At 63.4% G+C, this 21,417-nt stretch carries 26 protein-coding genes; 18 read left to right on the top strand and 8 right to left on the bottom strand.

What is annotated here, in order from left to right:
• On the bottom strand, positions 1–633 hold the full coding sequence (locus IVB29_RS31980) for a pyridoxamine 5'-phosphate oxidase family protein (protein ID WP_247507394.1): 633 nt from the start codon (positions 631–633) through the stop codon (positions 1–3).
• A 120-nt stretch (positions 634–753) separates the two neighbouring features.
• On the opposite strand from IVB29_RS31980, the gene IVB29_RS31985 reads away from it, so the two are divergent.
• Positions 754–1,638, top strand: coding sequence for a LysR family transcriptional regulator (locus tag IVB29_RS31985; protein ID WP_247507395.1), 885 nt, complete (start codon positions 754–756; stop codon positions 1,636–1,638).
• A gap of 144 nt (positions 1,639–1,782) precedes the next feature.
• Here the strand turns inward: IVB29_RS31985 and IVB29_RS31990 are convergent, their stop codons facing one another.
• Positions 1,783–2,202 (bottom strand): PaaI family thioesterase, encoded by a 420-nt coding sequence (locus tag IVB29_RS31990; protein WP_247507396.1) that lies wholly within the window; start codon positions 2,200–2,202, stop codon positions 1,783–1,785.
• A 232-nt stretch (positions 2,203–2,434) separates the two neighbouring features.
• Positions 2,435–3,604, bottom strand: coding sequence for a 4-hydroxybenzoate 3-monooxygenase (gene pobA, locus IVB29_RS31995; protein WP_247507397.1), 1,170 nt, complete (start codon positions 3,602–3,604; stop codon positions 2,435–2,437).
• Between the two features lie 250 nt (positions 3,605–3,854).
• On the opposite strand from pobA, the gene IVB29_RS32000 reads away from it, so the two are divergent.
• From IVB29_RS32000 to IVB29_RS32050, 11 genes are all read left to right on the top strand, one after another.
• Positions 3,855–4,871: a TRAP transporter substrate-binding protein gene (locus IVB29_RS32000; protein WP_247507398.1), complete on the top strand. Its 1,017-nt coding sequence runs from the start codon at positions 3,855–3,857 to the stop codon at positions 4,869–4,871.
• A 287-nt stretch (positions 4,872–5,158) separates the two neighbouring features.
• Complete coding sequence (locus IVB29_RS32005) at positions 5,159–5,668, top strand: TRAP transporter small permease (RefSeq protein ID WP_247507399.1); 510 nt, start codon at positions 5,159–5,161, stop codon at positions 5,666–5,668.
• Positions 5,669–5,670: 2 nt separating this feature from the next.
• Positions 5,671–6,990 carry a TRAP transporter permease gene (locus tag IVB29_RS32010; RefSeq protein ID WP_247507400.1) on the top strand — a complete coding sequence of 440 codons (1,320 nt, stop codon included), beginning with the start codon at positions 5,671–5,673 and terminating at the stop codon, positions 6,988–6,990.
• Positions 6,991–7,001: 11 nt separating this feature from the next.
• Complete coding sequence (locus IVB29_RS32015) at positions 7,002–7,463, top strand: DUF3237 domain-containing protein (RefSeq protein WP_247507401.1); 462 nt, start codon at positions 7,002–7,004, stop codon at positions 7,461–7,463.
• Positions 7,464–7,532: 69 nt separating this feature from the next.
• On the top strand, positions 7,533–7,829 hold the full coding sequence (locus IVB29_RS32020; protein WP_247507402.1) for a type II toxin-antitoxin system RelE/ParE family toxin: 297 nt from the start codon (positions 7,533–7,535) through the stop codon (positions 7,827–7,829).
• 3 nt (positions 7,830–7,832) lie between these two features.
• Positions 7,833–8,132, top strand: coding sequence for an addiction module antidote protein (locus IVB29_RS32025; protein WP_247507403.1), 300 nt, complete (start codon positions 7,833–7,835; stop codon positions 8,130–8,132).
• Positions 8,133–8,275: 143 nt separating this feature from the next.
• A complete protein-coding gene (locus IVB29_RS32030; protein WP_247507404.1) occupies positions 8,276–9,085 on the top strand; it encodes a crotonase/enoyl-CoA hydratase family protein in 810 nt (269 codons plus the stop codon).
• The gene (locus tag IVB29_RS32035; RefSeq protein WP_247507405.1) at positions 9,082–10,965 is read left to right on the top strand and encodes a feruloyl-CoA synthase; all 1,884 of its coding nucleotides are present in this window, start codon (positions 9,082–9,084) and stop codon (positions 10,963–10,965) included. Before IVB29_RS32030 ends, IVB29_RS32035 begins: the two co-directional genes overlap by 4 nt.
• 25 nt (positions 10,966–10,990) lie before the next feature.
• Positions 10,991–11,752: an SDR family NAD(P)-dependent oxidoreductase gene (locus IVB29_RS32040; protein ID WP_247507406.1), complete on the top strand. Its 762-nt coding sequence runs from the start codon at positions 10,991–10,993 to the stop codon at positions 11,750–11,752.
• Between the two features lie 9 nt (positions 11,753–11,761).
• Positions 11,762–12,181 (top strand): thioesterase family protein, encoded by a 420-nt coding sequence (locus IVB29_RS32045; protein WP_247507407.1) that lies wholly within the window; start codon positions 11,762–11,764, stop codon positions 12,179–12,181.
• Positions 12,182–12,275: 94 nt separating this feature from the next.
• Entirely contained in the window at positions 12,276–13,427 is a 1,152-nt protein-coding gene (locus IVB29_RS32050; RefSeq protein WP_247507408.1) for an ABC transporter substrate-binding protein, read from the top strand.
• A 75-nt stretch (positions 13,428–13,502) separates the two neighbouring features.
• Here the strand turns inward: IVB29_RS32050 and IVB29_RS32055 are convergent, their stop codons facing one another.
• Both IVB29_RS32055 and IVB29_RS32060 read right to left on the bottom strand, forming a co-directional pair.
• Positions 13,503–14,231, bottom strand: coding sequence for a glutathione S-transferase family protein (locus IVB29_RS32055; RefSeq protein ID WP_247507409.1), 729 nt, complete (start codon positions 14,229–14,231; stop codon positions 13,503–13,505).
• 35 nt (positions 14,232–14,266) lie between these two features.
• Positions 14,267–14,527, bottom strand: a complete 261-nt coding sequence (locus tag IVB29_RS32060) for a hypothetical protein (RefSeq protein WP_247507410.1) — start codon at positions 14,525–14,527, stop codon at positions 14,267–14,269.
• A 112-nt stretch (positions 14,528–14,639) separates the two neighbouring features.
• On the opposite strand from IVB29_RS32060, the gene IVB29_RS32065 reads away from it, so the two are divergent.
• The gene (locus IVB29_RS32065) at positions 14,640–15,338 is read left to right on the top strand and encodes a YafY family protein (RefSeq protein WP_247507411.1); all 699 of its coding nucleotides are present in this window, start codon (positions 14,640–14,642) and stop codon (positions 15,336–15,338) included.
• Between the two features lie 16 nt (positions 15,339–15,354).
• Positions 15,355–15,669 (top strand): YkgJ family cysteine cluster protein, encoded by a 315-nt coding sequence (locus IVB29_RS32070; protein ID WP_247507683.1) that lies wholly within the window; start codon positions 15,355–15,357, stop codon positions 15,667–15,669.
• A gap of 55 nt (positions 15,670–15,724) precedes the next feature.
• Here IVB29_RS32070 and IVB29_RS32075 read toward each other — a convergent pair whose 3' ends face one another.
• Positions 15,725–16,123 (bottom strand): hypothetical protein, encoded by a 399-nt coding sequence (locus IVB29_RS32075; RefSeq protein ID WP_247507412.1) that lies wholly within the window; start codon positions 16,121–16,123, stop codon positions 15,725–15,727.
• Positions 16,124–16,421: 298 nt separating this feature from the next.
• Entirely contained in the window at positions 16,422–16,769 is a 348-nt protein-coding gene (locus tag IVB29_RS32080) for a DUF3307 domain-containing protein (protein ID WP_247507684.1), read from the bottom strand.
• A gap of 403 nt (positions 16,770–17,172) precedes the next feature.
• Between IVB29_RS32080 and IVB29_RS32085 the strand changes: the two genes are divergently transcribed.
• The 4 genes from IVB29_RS32085 (at position 17,173) to IVB29_RS32100 (ending at position 20,970) form a co-directional block, all read left to right on the top strand.
• Positions 17,173–18,621, top strand: coding sequence for a TAXI family TRAP transporter solute-binding subunit (locus IVB29_RS32085; protein ID WP_247507413.1), 1,449 nt, complete (start codon positions 17,173–17,175; stop codon positions 18,619–18,621).
• Between the two features lie 122 nt (positions 18,622–18,743).
• Entirely contained in the window at positions 18,744–18,962 is a 219-nt protein-coding gene (locus IVB29_RS32090) for a hypothetical protein (RefSeq protein ID WP_247507414.1), read from the top strand.
• A gap of 100 nt (positions 18,963–19,062) precedes the next feature.
• Entirely contained in the window at positions 19,063–20,172 is a 1,110-nt protein-coding gene (locus IVB29_RS32095) for a cyclic nucleotide-gated ion channel (protein ID WP_247507415.1), read from the top strand.
• 12 nt (positions 20,173–20,184) lie between these two features.
• Positions 20,185–20,970: an enoyl-CoA hydratase/isomerase family protein gene (locus tag IVB29_RS32100; RefSeq protein WP_247507416.1), complete on the top strand. Its 786-nt coding sequence runs from the start codon at positions 20,185–20,187 to the stop codon at positions 20,968–20,970.
• On the opposite strand, the gene IVB29_RS32105 is transcribed toward IVB29_RS32100, so the two are convergent.
• Entirely contained in the window at positions 20,971–21,405 is a 435-nt protein-coding gene (locus tag IVB29_RS32105) for a DUF6157 family protein (protein ID WP_247507685.1), read from the bottom strand.
• Positions 21,406–21,417 lie beyond the last annotated feature (12 nt).

Consider the following 21,417-nt stretch of genomic DNA (forward strand, 5'->3'; position numbering starts at 1 on the left):
TTACGACGCTCCCTCCGCCTTCTCACCCTTCAGCGCCGCAACCTCCGCCTCCAGCTCCGCGATTCTTGCGTCCCTTGCCGCCAGCGCTTGCGCCACATCCGCCGCATCGAACTTCTGCGGAATGTGCTGCGGGCAGTTGGTGTCCCAGGCCGCGATCTTGAACAGGATCACCTGCTCCGGCCGGGCGCGGTAGCCTTTCGGCATCAGCGACGTCGTCAGCGCCTCGTCGTCCTCGACCACACGCGCCTCGCCCCAGAGCTTCACCCGCCGGCGATGGGCGTAGTCCATGATGAAGATGTACGCGTTGGGATTCTCCGTCAGATTGCCCTGCGTGATAAACTGCTGGTTGCCCGCGTAATCGGCAAAAGCGAGCGTCTGCTTGTCCAGCACCTTGAGAAACCCCTTGGGCCCGCCGCGGTGCTGGATGTAGGGCTGACCATCCGCCGAGGCGGAGGCGAAATAGAAGCTGTTGGCTTCAGCGAGGAAGCCGGCCAGCTTCTCGTCAACCTCGGTGCGCCAGCCGTGCTGCTCAGCGCGGGCATAGGCTTCGCGTGAACCCTTGCGGGTCTGAATCTCTTTCACCGCCGGCGTGAAGGCTACGTCGCTGGCATAGGTGTGGACTGATGTCGTCATCGGAATATCTCCTGAATCCCGGCGCATCTCTGCGTCTTTCGGTAGCTAAGATGGACCTTCCGGCGGCTAAAACAATCTGCCCGCTTGACACTTCATCATTGCAATATATGCAATAATGCCATGGACCGTCTTGAAGCCATGCGTGTCTTCATCACCGTCGCCGATCTGCGCGGCTTTGCGCCGGCAGCGCGCAAGCTGCGGCTGTCGCCCTCGGCGGTGACGCGGCTGATCGCGGCACTGGAAGAGCATCTCGGTGCCCGGCTGCTGCAACGAACCACCCGGCAGGTGAGGCTGACGGATGTCGGCACGCGCTATCTCGAGCGCGCCCGGCGCATCCTCGCTGACGTCGAGGAAGCCGATGGCTCCGCGCGGGAGGAGCGCAACCGGCCGAGCGGGCGTCTGGTGGTATCGGCGCCGGTCGGCTTCGGCCGGCTGCATGTCGGGCCGGTCATGACCGCCTATCTCAAACGCTATCCCGAGGTGGCCTGCGAGCTCAGGCTCTCGGACAATCTGGTGAATTTGGTGGAAGACGCCGTCGACGCCGCAGTCCGCATCGGCCATCTCGCCGATTCCTCGCTCGTCGCCCGCCAGGTCGGCGAGATGCGGCGGATCACGGTGGCGACATCAGGCTATTTGAAGCGTCACGGCGAACCGAAGACGCCCGAGGAATTGCTTGCGCATCAGACGATCCTGTTCGGCCCCGCAATCAATTGGCGTTTCCTGCGCGACGGCCGCGAGATCGAGGTGACGCCGAGCCCGCGCTTCACCAGCAACAGCGCTGATGCCGCCTTGCAATATGCCGAGGCCGGCGGCGGCGTGACGCGCGTGCTGGCCTATCAGGCCGCCGAGGGCTTGAGGCGCGGGCGGCTGAAAATCGTGCTGGCGAAATACGAGCATCCGGCGCTGCCGATCCACATCGTCTACCCGACCTCGCGCCTGCTCTCGGCCAAGGTGCGCGCCTTCATCGATCTCGTGGTGGAGACGGCGGAGTGGAAGTTTGGGTGAGGTCTCGTGTCCCGGACGCGCTGCAACGTGAAACGTTGCTGCGCAGAGCCGGGACCCAGAAGGTTAGAGCGCGGCTACGGATGGATGGGCCCCGGCTCTGCAGCGCATCACTATGTGCTGCGCTGCGTCCGGGGCAAGAAAGCATCACCCCTTCTTCGGCACCACGCGAAACGTGCCGCTGGCGCGCGCGATTACGACATCGGCGGCCTTAGCGAGGCACTGCGCGAAGCAGATCGTCTTGCCGGTCTTGATCACGTCACTCTCGATCGCCAGCCACTGGCCGATTTCGGCTGAGCCGACGAAATCGATCGACAGCGAGATCGTCACGAACGATGTCGTCCAGTTCGTCACCTGCGCACAGCTATAGCCCATGGCATTGTCGGCGAGCGCCGTGATGAGACCGCCGTGGATCAGGCCCCGCCCGTTGGTATGCGGTTTCGCCAGACGCAGGCCGAAGATCACGGCCTTGTCAGTCTTCCTGGAGTAGAGCGGCTCCCAGGGATCGGTGAGAGGGCTCTTGCGAAAATGCGGCTCAAAGCCGGCGGGAATGTCGGTAGAGGTCATGGCTGTCTCGCGTTGCTGGTTGCCGGCATTGAACGCGATGTGGATGACAGTTTCACCGCCTACAAAGTTTTAAACGGAATTTGCGCGGGTGTTTGAAACGGGCGGTGCCGTCATTGCGAGGAGCGCATGAGGCCGTAGGGTGGGTTAGCGTAGCGTAACCCACCTCTTCGATTTCCGCGGAGACAGAAGTGGTGGGTTACGCCTTACGGCTAACCCACCCTACGGCACCGTCCTAAAACGGCAGGCCCACGTAATTCTCCGACAGCGACGTCATCGCGGCTTGCGACTGCGTGACATAGTCGAGCTCGGCGATTTGGATGCGCGCGCCGATGCTGCCGTTATCGGGGAATTTGTGCAGCATCGAGGTCATCCACCAGGAGAAGCGCACGGCCTTCCAGACCCGCGCGAGCGCCTTCGCCGAATACGCATCGATGCCGGCATTCGACTTCTCGTCGTAGAACTCGCGGAACGCGCTCGACAGATAATGCGCATCGCTTGCGGCAAGGTTCAGTCCCTTGGCGCCGGTCGGCGGCACGATGTGGGCGGCGTCGCCGCACAAAAACATCTTGCCAAAACGCATCGGCTCGGCGACGAAGCTGCGCAAGGGTGCGATGCTCTTCTCGATCGAGGGGCCGGTGATGAGGCTGTCGGCGGCCTCCTGGTCGAGCCGGCGCTTCAACTCGTCCCAGAAGCGGTCGTCCGGCCACTGGTCGACATGGTCGTCGAGCGAGCATTGTACGTAATGCCGGCTGCGCTTCATCGAGCGCATGGTGCAGAGCGCAAAACCGCGGGCGTGGTTGGAATAGATCAGCTCATGGCTGACCGGCGGCGTCTCCGACAAGATGCCGAGCCAGCCGAACGGATAGATCCGCTCGAACTCCTCGATCGCCGAGGACGGGACGCTGGCGCGGCTGATGCCGTGAAAGCCGTCGCAGCCGGCGATGAAATCGCAATCGAGCGTGTGGGTGACGCCATCCTTCACCCAGGTTACGCGCGGGTGACTGCCATCGAAATCGTGCGGCTGCACGTCCTTGGCTTCATAGACGGTGGTGAGGCCGGCCGCCTTGCGCGCGTCCATCAGGTCGAGCGTGACCTCGGTCTGGCCGTAGATCATGACCGTCTTGCCGGTCGCAGCCTTCATGTCGATGCGGTGACGGCGGCCGGCAAAGGCGAGCTCGATGCCTTCGTGCAACAGGCCCTCGGCATGCGCCCGTGCGCCGGCGCCGACCTGGTCGAGCAACGCGACAGTTCCCTGCTCCAGAAGGCCTGCGCGGATGCGCCCGAGCACGTAATCCGGGCTCTGCCGCTCCAGAATCAGATTGTCGATGCCGTATCGGTGCAGAAGTTGCCCAAGCAACAATCCGGCCGGCCCGGCCCCGATGATTGCGACTTTTGTCCGCAATACTTGCTCCTCCCGATCCTGTAGGCTTTCGGCGCGGCTCGCTTGTCGCGATCGCCCGCGCACGATAATTATATCATATAACGGTTGGGCAAAAGGGGAGCACGTCGCCGCATTGCGACAAATCCATGCAACATGGCGGATGTTGATGTCGCGCCAGTTCCGGCTTGAACGCGCCGGCCAATTAGATAACATGTTAATTAAAGAGACCGGGCCATCGAAGCCCGCAGTCACAAAGAGGGAGAGACGCGTGATGAGAAAAGCCTGTCTGGCTTTGCTGCTCGCAGCAAGCGTGACGCCTGCGCTGGCGCAGGACAAGACCTTCGATCTGAAGGTCTCGCACTGGGTGCCGGCGTCGCACCCGCTGCAGAAGTCCCTGGAAGACTGGGTAGCCGCGGTGAATAAGGATTCCGGCGGCACCATCACGGGCAAGGTGTTTCCGGCCCAGCAGCTCGGCAAGGCTTTCGACCATTACGACATGGCGCGCGACGGCATCGCCGACGTCACCTATGTCAATCCCGGCTACCAGCCCGGCCGCTTCCCGATCATCGGCGCCGGCGAATTGCCGTTCCTGATCTCGGACGCCAAGGGCGGCTCGATGGGCCTGGACGCCTGGTATCGCAAATATGCCGAGAAGGAGATGAAGGACGTCAAATACTGCCTCGCCTTCGTCCACTCGCCCTCCTCCTTCCATTCCAAGACCAAGAAGATCGTGATGCCGGAGGACGTGAAGGGGCTGAAGATCCGCCCCGCCCACGCCACCATGGCGAATTTCGTCACCTCGCTCGGCGGCACCAATGTGCAGTCCTCCGCGCCCGAAGTGCGCGACATCATCGAGCGCGGCGTCGCCGACGGCGTCACCTTCCCCTGGGGCTCCCTGGTGCTGTTCGGCATCGACAAGGTGACCAAGTACGACATGGAGGCGCCGCTCTACACCACGACCTTCGTGTTCGTGATGAACAAGGACAAGTACAACGCAATGTCCGACAAGCAGAAGGCCGCGATCGACAAGAACTGCTCGGTCGAGATGGCCGGCGTCGTCGGCGAATACTGGGGCAAGTTCGAGGACGCCGGCGTCGACAAGGTGAAGGCGGAGACCGATCACGAGGTCTACAAGCTGACGCCCGAGCAGACCGCCGCCTGGAAGAAGGCCGCCGAGCCGCTGGTCAAGTCCTGGGGCGACGGCGCCAAGAAGGCGGGTGCTGATCCGGATGCGGCGCTTGCGGATCTGAAGGCCTCGCTGAAGAAGTACAACGCGCTGGCGGAGTAGAACGTCGAAAGCAGCACGGCGGCGAGGGGCATCTCGCCGCCGTTGCTCCGCAAGCGGGTTGAACGGTGAGGAGCGCACGACGCCTCCTCCCCCTCTCCCCGCCTGCGGGGAGAGGGTTGGGGTGAGGGGGAGTCTCCGCGGGGGCGGTGACAGTTGGACTCGCGGAGAGTCCCCCTCACCCGGAATCCGCGCTTGCGCGCGAATTCCGGCCTCTCCCCGCAAGCGGGGAGAGGCGAAGTGCGCAGCGGGGATCAGGATCGATCAATGACATCAGGCAGGAAACTCCCATGAAGCGCTCCTGGATGGACCGCGTCATCGATTCGATCGAATGGATCGCGGCCGGCTTTGTCGGCATCGTCGCGCTCGACATTTTCCTGTCGGTGCTGCTGCGCAACACGCTGAACTATGCGATCCCCGACTCGTTCGACATCGGCCGCATGCTGCTCGGCATCCTGATTTTCTGGGGCATCGCGGCGACCTCCTATCGCGGCACCCACATCACGGTCGACCTGGTCTGGGGCAATGTCGGACCGCGCTATCAGCGCTGGATCGACGTGTTCGCAACCCTGGTGCTGCTGTTCGTCGTCACCGTGCAGACCTGGACGCTGTTCGACAAGGTACGCGGCACCTACAACGACAACGTCCAGACCTTCGACATGCACATGCCGACCTGGCCGTTCTTCGCGATCGCCTGGATCGGCGACGCCGCGGCCGTGCTGCTGATCGCGATCCGCACCTACCGGCTGATCTTCCATCCCGAAGAGATGCACGACCCCAAGCTGAAAGCGACGGAATAATCATGAGCACCGATGCCGTCGCCGTACTCGGCTTCGTTTCCCTGTTCGCGCTGATGCTGCTGCGCGTGCCCGTTGGCATGGCCATGGGCCTCGTCGGAGTATCAGGCTTCTCCTATCTGGTCGGCGCCACACCGGCTCTGAAATTGGTTGGCCAGACCTCGATGCGCACGGTCACCGACTACACGTTTGGCGTCATCCCGATGTTTTTGCTGATGGGCTCCTTCGTCAGCAATTCCGGCATGAGCCGCGAGTTGTTCCGCGCGGCCAACGGCTTTGTCGGACACTTACGCGGCGGGCTCGGCATCGCCACCGTCGGCGCCTGCGGCGGCTTTGCCGCGATCTGCGGCTCGTCGGTCGCGACCGCTGCGACCTTCTCCGCCGTCGCCTACCCCGAGATGCGCCGCTTCGGCTATCCGCAATCCTTTGCCACCGGCGTGATCGCGGCGGGCGGCACGCTGGGCGCGATGCTGCCGCCCTCCACCGTGCTCGCGGTCTACGGCATCATCACCGAGCAGGACATCGGAAAACTCTTCATCGCCGGCATCATCCCGGGCTTGCTGGCGATGACGATGTACATGATCACGATTTTCCTGATCGGCTACTTCCGGCCCGACTTCCTGCCCAAGGGCAAAGTGCTGCCGTGGCGCGAGCGCTTTGCCGGACTGAAGGAGATCTGGGCGCCGGTGCTGCTGTTCGTGTTCGTCATCGGCGGCCTCTACGGCCTGCCCTATTTGCCGCGCTTCACGCCGACGGAAGCCGGCGGCGTCGGCGCTGCCGGCGCCTTCATCATCGGCGTGGTCACGGGCCGGCTCGACCGCGAGAAGATTTTGGCCTCGCTGCTCCAGGCGACGCGCACCGCGGCCGCCGTGTTCACCGTGCTGATCGGCGCCTTGATCTTCGGCTATTTCCTCACGGTGACGCAGACGCCGCAGAAGGTGACGGAATTCCTCACCGGCCTCGGCCTCGGCCCGTACGGCGTGCTGGCACTGATCATGGTGATGTATCTCGTGCTCGGCTGCCTGATGGACGCCATGGCGATGATCATCCTCACCGTGCCGATCATCTTCCCCGTCATCACGCATCTTGGTTTTGACCCGATCTGGTTCGGCGTCATCATCGTGATGACCGTCGAGCTCGGCCTGATCCATCCGCCTGTCGGCATGAACGTCTTTGTCATCAAAAGCGTGGTGAAGGATGTGTCCTTCTCCACGATCTTCAAAGGCGTGATCCCGTTCGTCGCGACCGATCTCGTGCGGCTAGTGATTTTGATCGCCTTCCCGCTGCTTGCGACATGGTTGCCAACGCGGATGATGGCGCATTGAGAGGCGACGCGATGACCACACCGACGCTCGAAACCAAATACGTCTTCACCATCATCGCTGAGATCGGCGACGTCGTCACCGCGGGCGAGACCGGCATCGGCGTTCGCCGCATCATTCCGATCCTCGGAGGTGAGGTGACGGGCGCGATATCAGGAAAAGTGCTGCCGTTCGGCGCCGACTTCCAGACCATCCGGCCCAACGAGCTGATCGATCTCGAAGCCAAATACGCCTTCGAGACCGACGACGGCGCCATCGTCTATGTCGAGAACAAGGGCATGCGCTTCGGCCCGGTCGAGCTGCTGCAAAAGCTCAAGCGCGGCGAGCCGGTCGATCCGAAGCTGATCTATTTCCGCACCGTGCCGAAATTCGAGACCGGGCACGAGAGGTACCGCTGGCTGATGGAGCACATCTTTGTCGGCTCCGCCGCGCGGCATGCGGATCGCGTGGTGATCGACGTGCATCAGGTGGTGTGAACGCCACGCCCCCCGCCATGGATCCGCTAGTCCGTTGACATTGCGGTCAATGTAGCGTATACGCTACAGATGCCGACAATCAAGAGAACGGACGAATTCTCTAACTGGCTCAGAAATCTGCGAGACCGGAGAGCAAAGGCGAAAATCCTTGCCCGGATCGATCGTCTGGCGCTCGGCAATCCCGGAGACGTTGCTCCGGTCGGAGGCGGCATCAGCGAAATGAGAGTTCATGAGGGCGCCGGATACCGGATCTACTACGTTCCGCGGGGCGAAGAGATCGTCGTTCTTCTTTGTGGTGGTGACAAGGGCTCTCAGCAAAGGGACATCGCGTTGGCGAAGCAGATCGCGAGTGAGTTGGAGGACTGAACGATGACAAAAGCAAAATCATTTGACGCTGCGGAATACCTCGACAGCCCCGAAATGATTGCGGCCTATCTCACCGAAGCCTTCGAATCCGACGATCCGTCCGCAATAACGATGGCCATCGGCGCGGTGGCCCGGGCTCAGGGCATGGGCGCCATTGCCGAAAAGGCCGGCCTATCCCGTGAGAACTTGTACCGGTCGCTTGGCGGCGAGGCCAAACCCGAATTCGGCACCGTGATAAAAGTTCTCCATGCCATGGGCATCAATCTCGTGGCGCAACCCCAAGGCGGAACGAAGGCTGCGTAGCGGCCCGAAGGCATCGGCGTCCGACGTTCGAGCGTCCGCTTGCATCCGGTCTGTCGTCTTTTCTGCATCGGCTTTCCCGTGGTCAGCCTTCTTGACTCCCCCGGAATTCGTTATACAACATAACTATTCTGACAAGGACGCAAATGACACAGGGAAACGCCGAGACCGCTGACGCGGGTGCCTCCGGGCTGCTCCGGATCGAGCGGGCGGACCGGGTTCTGACCGTGGGTCTGAACCGGCCGGCCAAGCGCAATGCGCTCAATGACGGCATCATCCTGGAAATCGGCGAATGTTTTGCGTCCCTGCCGGAGGATATCGGCGCGGTCGTCATCCACGGCATCGGCGATCATTTCTCCAGCGGTCTCGATCTGTCCGAGCTCCAGGACCACGACGCCACCGGCGGGCTGCTGCATTCGCAGATGTGGCACCGGGTGTTCGACCGCATCCAGTACAGCCGCGTGCCTGTCATCGCTGCGCTCAGGGGCGCCGTGATCGGCGGCGGGCTCGAGCTTGCCTGCGCGGCGCATATCCGCGTCGCCGAGCCCTCGACCTACTTTGCGTTGCCGGAGGGGCAGCGCGGCATCTTCGTCGGCGGTGGCGGCTCGGTGCGGCTGCCGCGGCTGATCGGCGTTGCCAGGATGATGGACATGATGCTGACCGGCCGCGTCTATACCGCGACCGAAGGCGCCTCCTACGGCTTTGCGCAATATCTGACCGAAGCCAACAACGGGCTCGGCAAGGCGCTGGAGCTCGCCACCAAGGTCGCCTCCAACGCACCGCTGACGAATTTCGCCGTGATCCAGGCGCTGCCGATGATCGCGGAGGCCAATCCGCAGACCGGCCTGCTCATGGAATCGCTGATGGCGACGGTGGCGCAAAGCGACAAAGAGGCAAAACGCCGGATCCGCGAATTCCTCGAGCACAAGACCGCCAAGGTAAAGCCGAAATCATGAGCGTGCAGCCGTCCTCTTCCAGCATGGAGCGCGGCGCGAGCACTTCCCCGCTGCGGCCCATTTCGTTCGGCGATCCCGTCGTCGACATCGATCGTCGCGACGACGGCACGATTTACCTCAGGCCCAAACAGCCGCTCGGCGACTATCCCGTCCGCATCACCGACCGCCTGCATCATTGGGCGGCGACGACGCCGGACCGAATCTTCATGGCCGAGCGCGAAGGCGGGCGCGGCTGGCGCAAGATAACCTATGCCGAATTGCTCACCGCGAGCCGGCACATTGCATCTAGCCTGATCCAGCGCGGCCTCTCGGCGGAGCGGCCGGTCGTGATCCTCTCCGGCAACTCGATCGACCATGCGCTGCTGGCCTTCGGCGCGTTCTATGCCGGCGTTCCGTTCTGCCCGGTGTCGCCGGCCTATTCGCTGGTGTCGAAGGATTACGGCAAGCTCTCGTACCTGATGAAGCTGCTGACGCCCGGCCTCGTCTTCGCCGAGGACGCCGACAAGTTTTCCGATGCGCTCGCTACCAATGTCTCGCTCGGCACCGAGATCGCCGCGTCCTATGGCAGCGTGCCGGGCCGCGACGTCACGCTGCTCGCCGACCTCATGGCGACGCCGGTCCGCGGCGATCTCGACGCAATGCACGGCAAGATCGGCCCCGACACAATCGCGAAATTCCTGCTGACGTCGGGTTCGACCGGCAATCCCAAGGCCGTCATCAACACCCAGCGCATGATCTGCGCCAATCAGGTCATGCTGCGCGAGACGCTCACCTTCCTCAAGGACGAGCCGCCTGTCATCATCGACTGGCTGCCGTGGAACCACACTTTTGGCGGCAACCACAATATCGGGCTGACGCTCTACAATGGCGGCTCGATGTATCTGGACGCCGGCAAGCCGGTACCCGGCGGCATCGAGGAGACCGTGCGCAATCTCCAGGAGATTTCGCCGACGGTCTATTTCAACGTGCCCAAGGGCTATGAATCGCTGCTGCCCTATCTGCGCGACGACCAGGGCCTGCGTGCAAAGTTCTTCGACAAGCTGCACGCGATGTTCTTCTCGGGCGCGGCGCTGTCGCCGTTCGTCTGGAACAGCCTCGACGAGCTCGCGGTGAAGGAAAAAGGCTACCGCGTGCCGATGCTGACCGGGCTTGGCGCCACCGAGACCTCGCCGTTCTTCATGTCGGTCAATCCACGCACCAGCCGCTCCGGCCATGTCGGGCTTCCCGTGTCCGGCAACGACGCCAAGCTCGTGCCGAACAACGGCAAGATGGAGGTGCGCGCCAAGGGCCCGAACGTGATGCCCGGCTACTGGCGCCAGGGCGACATCACCGCAAAATCCTTCGACGAGGAAGGGTTTTACAAGATGGGCGATGCGCTCAAGCCTGCGGATCCCGACGATCTCAACGCCGGCTTCGATTTCGACGGCCGCATCGGTGAGGATTTCAAGCTCGGCAGCGGCACCTGGGTCAGCGTCGGTCCGCTGCGCGCACGCTTCGTTGCCGCCTGCGCGCCGCTGGTGCGCGACGTCGTCATCGCGGGCATCAACCGCGACGAGGTCTCTGCGCTCGTGCTGCTCGATCTCGACGGCTGCCGGCTGATCAACCCGACGCTGCCCGCCGACAACCTCACCGTCACCGCCCGCGACCGGCTGGTCCGCGAAGCTTTTCGCGAGCGCCTGACGCGTTTCCTTGACTCCGCCACCGGCTCCTCGACGCGGATCACGCGTGCGATCCTGCTGGATACACCGCTGTCGATCGACAAGGGCGAGGTCACCGACAAGGGCTCGATCAACCAGCGCGCGGTGCTCGAGCATCGCGGTGAGCTGATCGAGGAGCTCTACGCTGCCAATCCATCGGACCGTGTGATATCGGTCGCTTAAGAAACCATCGCACCAGGAGAACGCCATGTTGTTGAAGGACCAGGCAGCCATCGTCACCGGCGGTGCATCGGGACTGGGCGCGGCGACCGCGCGAAAACTGGCGGCACAGGGCGCCAAGGTCGCGGTGTTCGATCTCAATACCAAGCTTGCAGAAACCGTCGCCGCCGAGATCAAGGGCGTGGCCGTGACCTGCGACGTCTCCGACGCCGCCTCGGCCGAAGCTGCGATCGCGCAGGCCACCAAGGCCCATGGCCCGGCCCGCGTGCTGGTCAGCTGCGCCGGCATCGGTGTCGCCAAGCGCGTCGTCGGCCGCGACGGCCCGATGGCGCTTGCCGATTTCGACAAGGTGATCAAGGTCAATTTGATCGGCACCTTCAACATGCTGCGCCTGGCCGCAACCGAGATGTCCAAGCTCGAACCGCAGGCGACCGGCGAGCGCGGCGTCATCATCAACACGGCCTCCGTTGCCGCCTATGACGGCCAGATCGGCCAGTCCGCTTATTCGGCCTCCAAAGGCGGCATCGTCGGCATGACGCTGCCGATCGCGCGCGAGCTCGCACAATTCGGCGTCCGCGTGCTGACCATTGCGCCCGGCCTGTTCCTGACGCCGCTGCTCGCGAACCTGCCGCAGGAAGCCCAGGATTCGCTCGCTGCCGCGATCCCGTTCCCGCGCCGGCTCGGCCACGCGGATGAGTTCGCCGCGCTCGCGTTGCACATGGTTGAGAATTCCTACCTGAACGGCGAAGTGGTGCGCCTCGACGGCTCGCTGCGCATGGCGCCGAAATAAGAGAATCGCATGTTCGTGAACCGGCGCGACGTCCAGATCCAGTGGGGCGACTGCGACCCCGCCAACATCGTCTACTATCCGCGTTATTTCGCGATGTTCGACGATTCGACGTCGACCCTGTTCGAGGTCGCCGGGTTCTCGAAGCAGGACCTGGTCAAAAAATTCGGCCTGGTGGGCATTCCCATGGTCGATACGCGGTCCAAGTTCTACATCCCCTCGACTTATGGCGACTGGATCACCATCGAAACCAGGATCGAGAGCATCAAGCGCTCGAGCTTCGAGGTGAAGCACAACGTCTACAAGGGCGAGGCGCTGGCGATCGAAGGGTTCGAGACGCGCGTCCTGGTCGGCCGCGATCCCGTTAACCCCGACAAGCTGAAATCGGCACCGTTTCCGGCGGAAATGGTAGCCAAATTCACGGGGAGTTAAGTCCGGAGCTAAATCGCCGCATCGCCAAAAGAGGGGGCTGAATTACCCCCCGATTTCTGCTTTCAAAGAAAACACGTCAAGGGAGGAAGAATAGATGAAACGCTTTTACCTGACCGCCGCCATCACCGCGGCGACGCTTGCCCTGCCGGCGCTGCCTGCGCTGGCCCAGACCGCCGAAATCACCATCGGCATCACCACCACCACGACCGGCCCGGGCGCAGCGCTGGGCATTCCCGAGCGCAACGCGCTGGAATTCGTGCCGAAGGAAATCGGCGGCGTGCCGCTGAAGGTGATCGTACTCGACGACGGCGGCGATCCCACCACGGCGACCACCAACGCCCGTCGCTTCGTGACGGAATCCAAGGCGGACGTCATCATGGGTTCGGCGGTGACGCCGCCGACAATTGCCGTGTCGAATGTCGCGAATGAAGCCGGCGTTCCGCATTTCGGTCTGGCACCGTTTCCGATCACGCCGGAGCGCATGAAGTGGTCGGTGGCGATGCCGCAGCCGATTCCGATCATGGGCAAGGTGCTCTACGAGCACATGAAGTCCAAGGGCGTGAAGACGGTCGGCTATATCGGCTATTCCGACTCCTATGGCGACCTCTGGTTCAACGACTTCAAGGCCCAGGGCGTGCCGATGGGCATGACGCTCGCGGACGAAGAACGCTTCGCGCGGCCCGACACGTCGGTCACCGGACAGGTCCTGAAGCTCGTCGCCGCCAATCCCGACGCGATCCTGATCGGTGCATCCGGCACTGCGGCGGCATTGCCGCAGACCGAGCTGCGCGAGCGCGGCTATCAGGGCCTGATCTACCAGACTCACGGCGCGGCCAGCATGGACTTCATCCGCATCGCCGGCAAAGCGGCCGAGGGCGTGCTGATGGCCTCCGGTCCCGTCATGGACCCCGAGGATCAGCCGGACGAAGCCGCCACCAAGAAGCCCGGCCTCGCGCTCAACACCGCCTATGAGGCCAAGTACGGCCCGAACAGCCGCAGCCAGTTCGCCGGCCATTCCTACGACGCGTTCGAGATCCTGAAGCGCGTCATTCCCGTGGCGTTGAAGACTGCGAAGCCCGGTACGCAGGAGTTCCGCGAGGCGATTCGCCAGGCGCTGCTGACGGAGCGGGAAATCGCCGCAAGCCAGGGTGTCTATAACTTCACCGAAAAGGACCGCTACGGCCTCGACGACCGTTCGCGCATCCTGCTCACGGTGAAGAACGGCAAGTACACGCTGGTGAAGTAGGCGCGGCGAAAGTTTCGAGACGACGAGAGCCGGCCCCTGGGCCGGCTCTTTTTATCTACGGTTCGCCCGAGTGCCTCAAGCCGCCTGCCGGAGCGGGGTCCAGGCGAACTCCGGATAATAATTGTCCATCATCCGGTCGACATACGCCGTGAGGTTTCCAAATCCCTCGGCACGCTGGCGCAGACCAGATTCGAAGAACGGCGTCAGAATTCCGGCGAGTGCGCCGAAGGCGGTGGCATCGACGCCGCAGGGCTTGTTGCCCATCAGATACGCTTTGTCGCCGAGCTGCACCGACAGCGCGAACAGCGAGCGCACCGCGAGCTCGACGTCGTCATCGGGCGCGTGGCGGCCGAGGCCGGAGAGCAGGTAGTTCTCGGCGACGCGGAACTGCGCGTCCTCGCGCAGCTTCTCGCGGTTGTGCTCCGGCGCGCCGTCAAAGAAATGCGCAGGTCCCTTGGCGAAATTGACCGGATCGACCCAGCGCGCCCCGACCAGCGCAAAATAAACGTGATGCTCGACCATGCGCTCGAACGCCCAGGCCTGCGCGCGTTCCTGCAACGACAGCCCGGCGTCGAAATCGAAGCCATAGCGGCGCTCGATATGGGCGCGGATGAAGGTGGAATCGGCCACCGCCTCACCGCCATCGTCGATGAACGGCAATTGCCCCTTGGGCGAAGCGGGCGGCATCGCGCGTTCTTTCCGGTAGGGCAGTCCTGCCATCTTGAGCTGCACCTCGGTCTTGGTGACGAAGGGGCTGATTTCCGGCAGGCCGAAGCCGGTGCCAAAGCCGTAAAGCGTGATCATGCGAACTCTCCTGAACCTGCGGAAGTTGACGGAACCTATCTGCCGGCTGCTGCCACCATGGTGGCAGCAGCCGTGATATCTTCTGCGAAACGGGCCCCCCGCCAGGCGCGGCCCATGACATGGCGGACCAGCGCGTCCGCGGCCTGGGTCAGCGAGCGTGCCACCACGCTTGCGAGCGCAAACCGGAGGTCGACGGCCATGAGATCGAACGAAACGAGGCGGCCGAACGCCCAGGCGGGCCACATTTGTGTCCGCCACAGCGGAGCGGCCGGGCCGAAATGGGTTGGAATGATCATGGACAAATCCCCTTCAGTCGATGTGTTGTCCCGGTATAGAACTCCCCTGCTGCCAACATCCTGTCAGCATCAACACGCCGTTTCCTGACCCGCCCCCGATAAGAGAATTGTCATGAGACGCGCCGACCGGCTGTTTCAGATCATCCAGGTGCTGAGACGCACGCGTAAGCCGCTGACGGCGGACGCCATCGCGGCTGAGCTCGAAACATCGAAACGCACCATCTATCGCGACATCGCAACGCTGATGGGTCAGCGCGTGCCGATCCGCGGCGAAGCCGGCATGGGCTACATCCTTGAGAAAGGTTTCGACCTGCCGCCCTTGATGCTGACGCCCGACGAGATCGAGGCGGCGGTGCTGGGCGCGCAATGGGTCGCGGGCCATGCCGATTCCGCGCTGGCGCGCGCGGCCGAAGATCTGATGGCCAAGATCGCCGACACCGTGCCTGAGCGCTTGCGTCCCTTCGTGCTCGAGCCCGCGAGCCGCGCGCGGCCGAGCTGGAACAGGGAGCCTGACCGGCTCGACATGGCACGCACGCGCACCCATATCCACGAAGGCAAGAAGATCATGCTGCGCTATCGCGACGAGCAGGGCCGGCCCAGCGAGCGCATGATCTGGCCAATCTCGGTCGGCTATCTCGAAGCGGTTCGCCTGCTCGCGGCCTGGTGCGAGCTGCGCGGCGACTTCCGCAGCTTCCGCACCGACCGCGTGGTGGACGCGACCTATCTGGACGAGAGATATCCTGAAAGGCGCGACGTGCTGCGCGCAAGATGGCGGCAGAGCCTGGTCTGGGGCCCGCCCAAAGATACTTGAAGGACACTTGAGCACGATGGAAGAGATCGATCTCTCGACCTGTTGCCAGAGCTGCGGCGCCTGCTGCGGCTATTCGGAGAACTGGCCGCGCTTCTCGATCGAGAGCGACGAGGAGCTTGCCGCGATTCCCGAGACGCTCGTCAATGCGCGCCAATCCGGCATGCGCTGCGAGGGCGATCGCTGTTCGGCGTTGCAGGGAGAGATTGGAAAGCAGACGGCCTGCGGCATCTATGAAGTGCGGCCGGAGGTGTGCCGCACCTGCATGCCGGGCGACGCCGAATGCGCGATGGCGCGGCGAAAATTTGGACTGCCGATTCTTGCGAGCGCATGATCCGGAAAAGTGTACGGCGGTTTTCCGCCAAGATCATGCGCCGACAAATAGAGCCTTAGGCCGGAACGGCTTCGCTGATTTCGTCGTCGATCTCGTCGTCCAGCGGTGCGAGCACCGAGAGCGGTTTGGTCGACAGCGTGATCGGCTTGCGGCTCCCCGACAGCGATGGCGACGATTTGGCCGAGCCCTCGCGCGACAGCGCGTAGAGCGTCGAACCGACACGGCCGCCGTTCTCGATCAGGTCGCGCTCGTTACAGCTGCCTGCGATCGCAACCGCCAGCGAATGCAGATGGCTGCGGCGATAGCAGAACAGCGCCAGCATGGCGCGCACGTCCGGGGTAACAGTCTCAACCAGCCTCGGCAGACCGCTTTCATTGGCGCGATACATTTCGCCAAGGAGTTCGTCGCGGACCGGGCAGAAATCGCTTTCAAAGGCGTCGCGGCTTGAAAACATTGCAGTTCTCCCTCGTGTGGGGAAGATGCAGCGCAATTCTCTAATGAAAGGTTAACCACCCTGCCCGGTAGTCACCCGGGGTCCTTGCGCGTGAGCCGCGAATCAGAGGGACCGGAGGGGGCGATTGCGGCCATCCTTCGAGACGCCCGCCTACGGCGGGCCCTCAGGATGAGGTCTGTTTCTGCTGAACGATTCTCACCCCTCATGGTGAGGAGGCGCGAAGCGCCATCTAGCGGACGATGCTTCGCTTCGCCGCGAGAACCATGCAGGCCAGGCCGCCACCCAGAAGGAGCCAGCCTCAGTTCGCCGCCATGAAGATCGACAGACCGAAGCCGGTCAAATGATGCAGGGCCTGGTCGACACCGATCAGGGTCCAGAACCAGGGATGGGCGAGGTCGACACCGAAATTGGCCGAGACCAGTCCCTTGGCCCGGTCGATGGTGATGTGGATGACGAAGTCGATGAACGCCACAAACCAGAATTTGGGAGCCACGATCAGGATCAGCGGCAGCGCAACCGCAAGGTGGACCAGGCAGTGCACCAGAAGCGGCAGGGCCCAGCCGTGCTTCTGATCCTTACCCTGCGCCATCCAGGCGGTCTGAAGAACGAAATCGGCGATGATGTGCTTGAAGGTGAGCAGCAACATCCAGCCAATGAGCGCTTCGACCGGAATCGCCGATGACATGGGTGGAAACGACAAGCTGACGCCCTCATTGACGTGACAAGAAAAATTGGAGCGTTCAGCGCAACTTCTTCTTGGACCGGTCAAATCGCCGGGACTTGCGATTTATGACATCTCCCGCGGCGGAATGCAGCCGGGGGGAACCGGAAAATCGCCAACTGTGGCTAACTGGTGATAGGATGACCAAACGACGCGGTGGAGTTGAGTAAGGTTATTTTCGGCTCGAAATTTGCATTCCATCGCCTTCGCGGTATCATTGACGACAGAGAATATCGTTCTTTTTTCAGGCGCTTACGAATTACAGGGCGCGCGCAGCAATCACATCCGCGAGCCGTCCGCCACCCGGGAATAAGGCCAGAGTGCTGCCATGAGTACTGAAGGCCCCAATTCATCGCCGATCGAGCCGCCGCACCGGCGCCCCAAGGTGATCAAGACCAATCAGCAGCAGGTCTTTCTGTACGTCGTGCTGACCCTTCTGTTGTCGCTTGCCACCGTCTGGGGCGGCCGCACCTGGCTGCACAATTCGGAGACGCTGACCTTTGCCGTCGGCGCACCCAACAGCGATGAGGCGCTGTTCGCCGCCAAGCTCGCCGCGCTGCTCAAGAACAACGCCTCGCGCTTCCGGATCAAGATCGTCAACAATCCCGACAGCGCCAAGGCGCTCGCGCAGTTCGACCGCAAGCAGGCCGACCTCGCCGTGCTGCGCACCGACGCCAAGGTGCCGCTGCGGGCGCGCACGCTCGCGATCCTCGAGCACGATCTCCTGCTCCTGCTCGGTCCCGGCAACAAGAAGATCAAGTCGCTCGCCGAGCTCAAGAAGAAGAAAGTCGCCGTCCTCGCCGAGAACGAATCCTCGCTCGCCTTCGTGCGCAGCATCCTCGACATTCCCGACGGGCCCGATGCCGCGAAGACCATCCAGATGGCGCCGCAGGGCGCAACGCTCGACAAGCTGTTCGCCCCGGCCAGCGGCTTTGGCGCGGTGATCACCATCGTCCACGCCTCGAAGGCGGTGCGCGACAAGGCCTATGAGCAGGTCGCCAAACGCGGCGGCTTCACACTGAATGCAATCGACGAGACCAAGGCGCTGGCGCGCAAATTCCCCGGTATTTCCGACGAGACACTGACGGCAGGCACGCTGTCGGCCTCGCCTGAAATTCCCGATGACGACCTCGAAACGATCGGGCTCGAATGGCTGCTGGTCGCGCAATCCAGGATGTCGGCGACCACCGCGGGGGATCTCGCGCGCATCGTCTACGAGAACAAGCCTGCCCTCGGGCTCGACAACGGTTTTGCCAGCAGGATCGAGCCGGCCTCCGTCGAGAAGGACGCCTACGTGATGGCGCATCAGGGCGCCGCCGACTACATCAACGACGACACCAAATCGTTCATGGATAAATACAGCGACCTGATGTATCTGGGCGCCGCCGCGCTCAGCGTCATCGGTTCGATCTTCGCGGCGATCTACGCCAAGATCACAAGGATCGCGCCGGAGAAAGCTGGCGAGCTTTCTACCGCCGTCCTCGACGTCGGCGAACGCATCGAGCACGCCCATTCGCTGGATCAGCTTGAATGTCTCCAGGACGAGCTGGAGGGCATTTTGCGCGGCGCCGTTATAGGTCTCAGAGACGGCACGATCAGTACCGACGGGCTCGACACCTTCAAGCTCGGCTACGAATTCGTCCGCGACGAGATCGGCATGCGCCGCGACTATCTCAAACGCCATTGCGCCGATGCCGACAAGGTCGCCCAGGATACGGCCCCTTCCCAGCACGACGAGAGCAATGTCGTGGTGGTGAAGACAGCTCAGAGTGCCTGACCTATCGCTTCCACGGTCTTTCGGCGAAGCTTTGCCGACATTTCCCGCGAATCACCGGGTCGATTTCGGGAACCGTCCCCAGCCACAACTGTTTGTTCCCGGATGCAACCGGAGAGCGCGCCATGCGTACACTCCTCGTCATACTCCTTCTGGGAATGCTGGCGGCGGTCGGCTACTTCGCCTATTCGGCAATGTCCGTCGAGGGCGAGCCGCTCCCCACGGAAGGCTATGTGGCACTGGCGCTGGGAGCGGGTTTCTCCATCGTCGTCGGCATCGGCTTGATGATGTTGCTGTTTTTCAGCAGCCGCCGCGGCTACGACGAGCCGCCGCATTTCAGGTAGCGCCCCGGCGCCCGTCGTTGACGGCCCCCGCCCGGGCAGGCAATTTGGCATTGAGGTCCCAGCCGGGACCGCCAAAGCCCAAACCGAGCCGCCTTCCCGCATGTCCATGCCGCTGATCTCCGCTCTGGCCCAGTTCGCGGCCGCCACGGCCGGCCGCAACATGACCAAGGCAGCCTATGTGGCCGTGGCCGTCGGCGTGCTCGGCATGGTGCTGCTGACGATTGGCCCGGCCTATGAGACCGCGCACCATTGGGTCGATGCCCTGCTCTGGGCCTGCCTCGCCTATTTCGTGTTCGAATGGGTCGTCCGGCTGCGCCACATGGCGCGGACGGGACGTCTCTCGCTCTACATGTCCTCGGCCGCCGGCATCGTGGACGCGATCGGAGCCCTGGCCGTGCCGGTTGCGCTTCTTCTCGGCGTCGAGCCCCGGACGGCCTGGCTGCTCAGCGTGCTCTGGGTGCTGAAGGTGGTGCCGGGCATTCCCGGCCTGCGCCAGCTCCGCCGCGTGCTGGTGCTGGAGTCCGGGCCGCTGCTCAGCGTGCTCGTGATCTTCCTGATGGTGGTCTTCCTTGCTTCGGTCGCTGAATACTTTCTGGAGCGGGACGTGCAGCCGCAGACCTTCGGCAGCGTGCCGGCTGCGCTGTGGTGGGCGGTGGTGACCATGACAACGACGGGTTATGGTGACGTCGTGCCGGTGACGCCGCTCGGACGCATGGTGGCCGCGCTGGTGATGATCTCCGGCCTCGGCGTGTTTGGTCTCTGGACCGGTATCCTCGCAACCGGCTTTGCCGCCGAAACCCGGCGCGACAATTTCCTGAAAACCTGGGAATCCGTCAGCAAGGTGCCGTTCTTTGCGGCGCTCGGGCCTGCGGCCATCGCCGATGTCACCCACATGCTGCGCACCATGGAGCTGCCGGCGCGCACCATGATCATCCGCAAGGGCGCGCAGGGCGACTGCATGTATTTCATCGCCGCCGGCGAGGTCGAGGTCGACCTGCCCGGCAAGAAGGTGCAGCTTGGCGACGGCGCCTTCTTCGGCGAGATGGCGCTGCTCGGCAACAACAAGCGCGGCGCCAATGTCTCGACCACGAAAGTGTCGCGGCTGCTGGTGCTCGACCTCGTCGATTTCCGCGTGCTGATGGCGCGGCACCCGGATTTGGCGGAGACCATCGACGCCGAGGCCAAACGGCGCACGCTCGAAAACAAGTAAATGGAGACAAGAATGTCGGATATCACCGACGCGGCATCCAGCCCCGTGCTCGAAATCACCGGCGCACGCGCCACCATTCGCCTCAACAGGCCAAAACATCTCAACCGGCTCCAGGCCGAGGATCTCGGCGAACTGATCAAACTGTTCGACCGGGTCGAGGCTGATCCCGCCATCCGCGTGCTGGTGCTGACCGGCACCGGACGCGCGTTCTCCGCAGGCTATGACCTCAATTCGGTCGCCGAGCGCGCAGTGAGCGCGAACGAGCAGCAGAGCGCGGGCTCCGCCTTCGAGGTGGTCGTCAACCGGCTGGAGGATCTGGGCGTGCCGACGATCTGCCGTCTCAACGGCGGCGTTTATGGCGGCTCGACCGACCTCGCGCTCGCCTGCGATTTCCGCATCGGCATCGACACCGCCGAGATGTTCATGCCGGCGGCGCGGCTCGGGCTGCATTATTACCGGAGCGGCATCAAACGCTACGTGACGCGGCTCGGCCTCGACAATGCGAAAAAGCTTTTCCTCACCGCGCAGAAGATCAGCGCGCCGGAGATGCTGCGGATCGGCTATCTCACCGCCATGGTGCCGGTGGATTTCCTTGATGAAGAGATCGACAAGCTCGCCAACGTCCTCGCCGGCAACGCGCCGCAGGCGATGCGGGGCATGAAGCGCGCCATCAACGAATTCGCCCGCGGCGAGCTCGACGAGCAAGCCGCCAACCAGCGCCACCGCGACAGCATGCGCGGCGACGAGATCAAGGAAGGTATCAAGGCGTTTGCGGAGAAGCGAGCGCCGAAATTCTGATCACGCCCGCTTCGACCGCATCGCGCGGACCTGCGTGAGATTGAGATCGCGGACGAACGCCTGATACCGTTTGCTGTCAACGGCGTAGATCGCGATCCGGCCTTCACTGTCGGCATGAACGCCCCAGCCGAAGCGCTTGCCCAGGCTCGACGCCCTCATGCATGCCTGGCCCCGGGAGAAGAACGCTTCACGGGCCGCGCGCTTCTCCGTTTTCGTCGTCTCCACATCGAGCTCGCGCCCCCGCGCAGACGTCGCGAAGATCACATCGTCGGACGTGTATTTGTAAGGCGCCTTGGCAATCATCCCGTATTGCAGGCACGCCACCGTCGGCTTTCCTGCGCGCAGCGGCGGCGCCTCGCCAGTGCGTGCGGGACAGTCTTCGGCAACACGGATGAAGGTGTTGAAGCAGTTGGTCGTGTGTGTCGGCTTCGTCATCTCCAACCCTGG

Source organism: Bradyrhizobium sp. 1, assembly GCF_023073315.1.
In the GTDB taxonomy this organism is placed as follows: Bacteria; Pseudomonadota; Alphaproteobacteria; order Rhizobiales; family Xanthobacteraceae; genus Bradyrhizobium.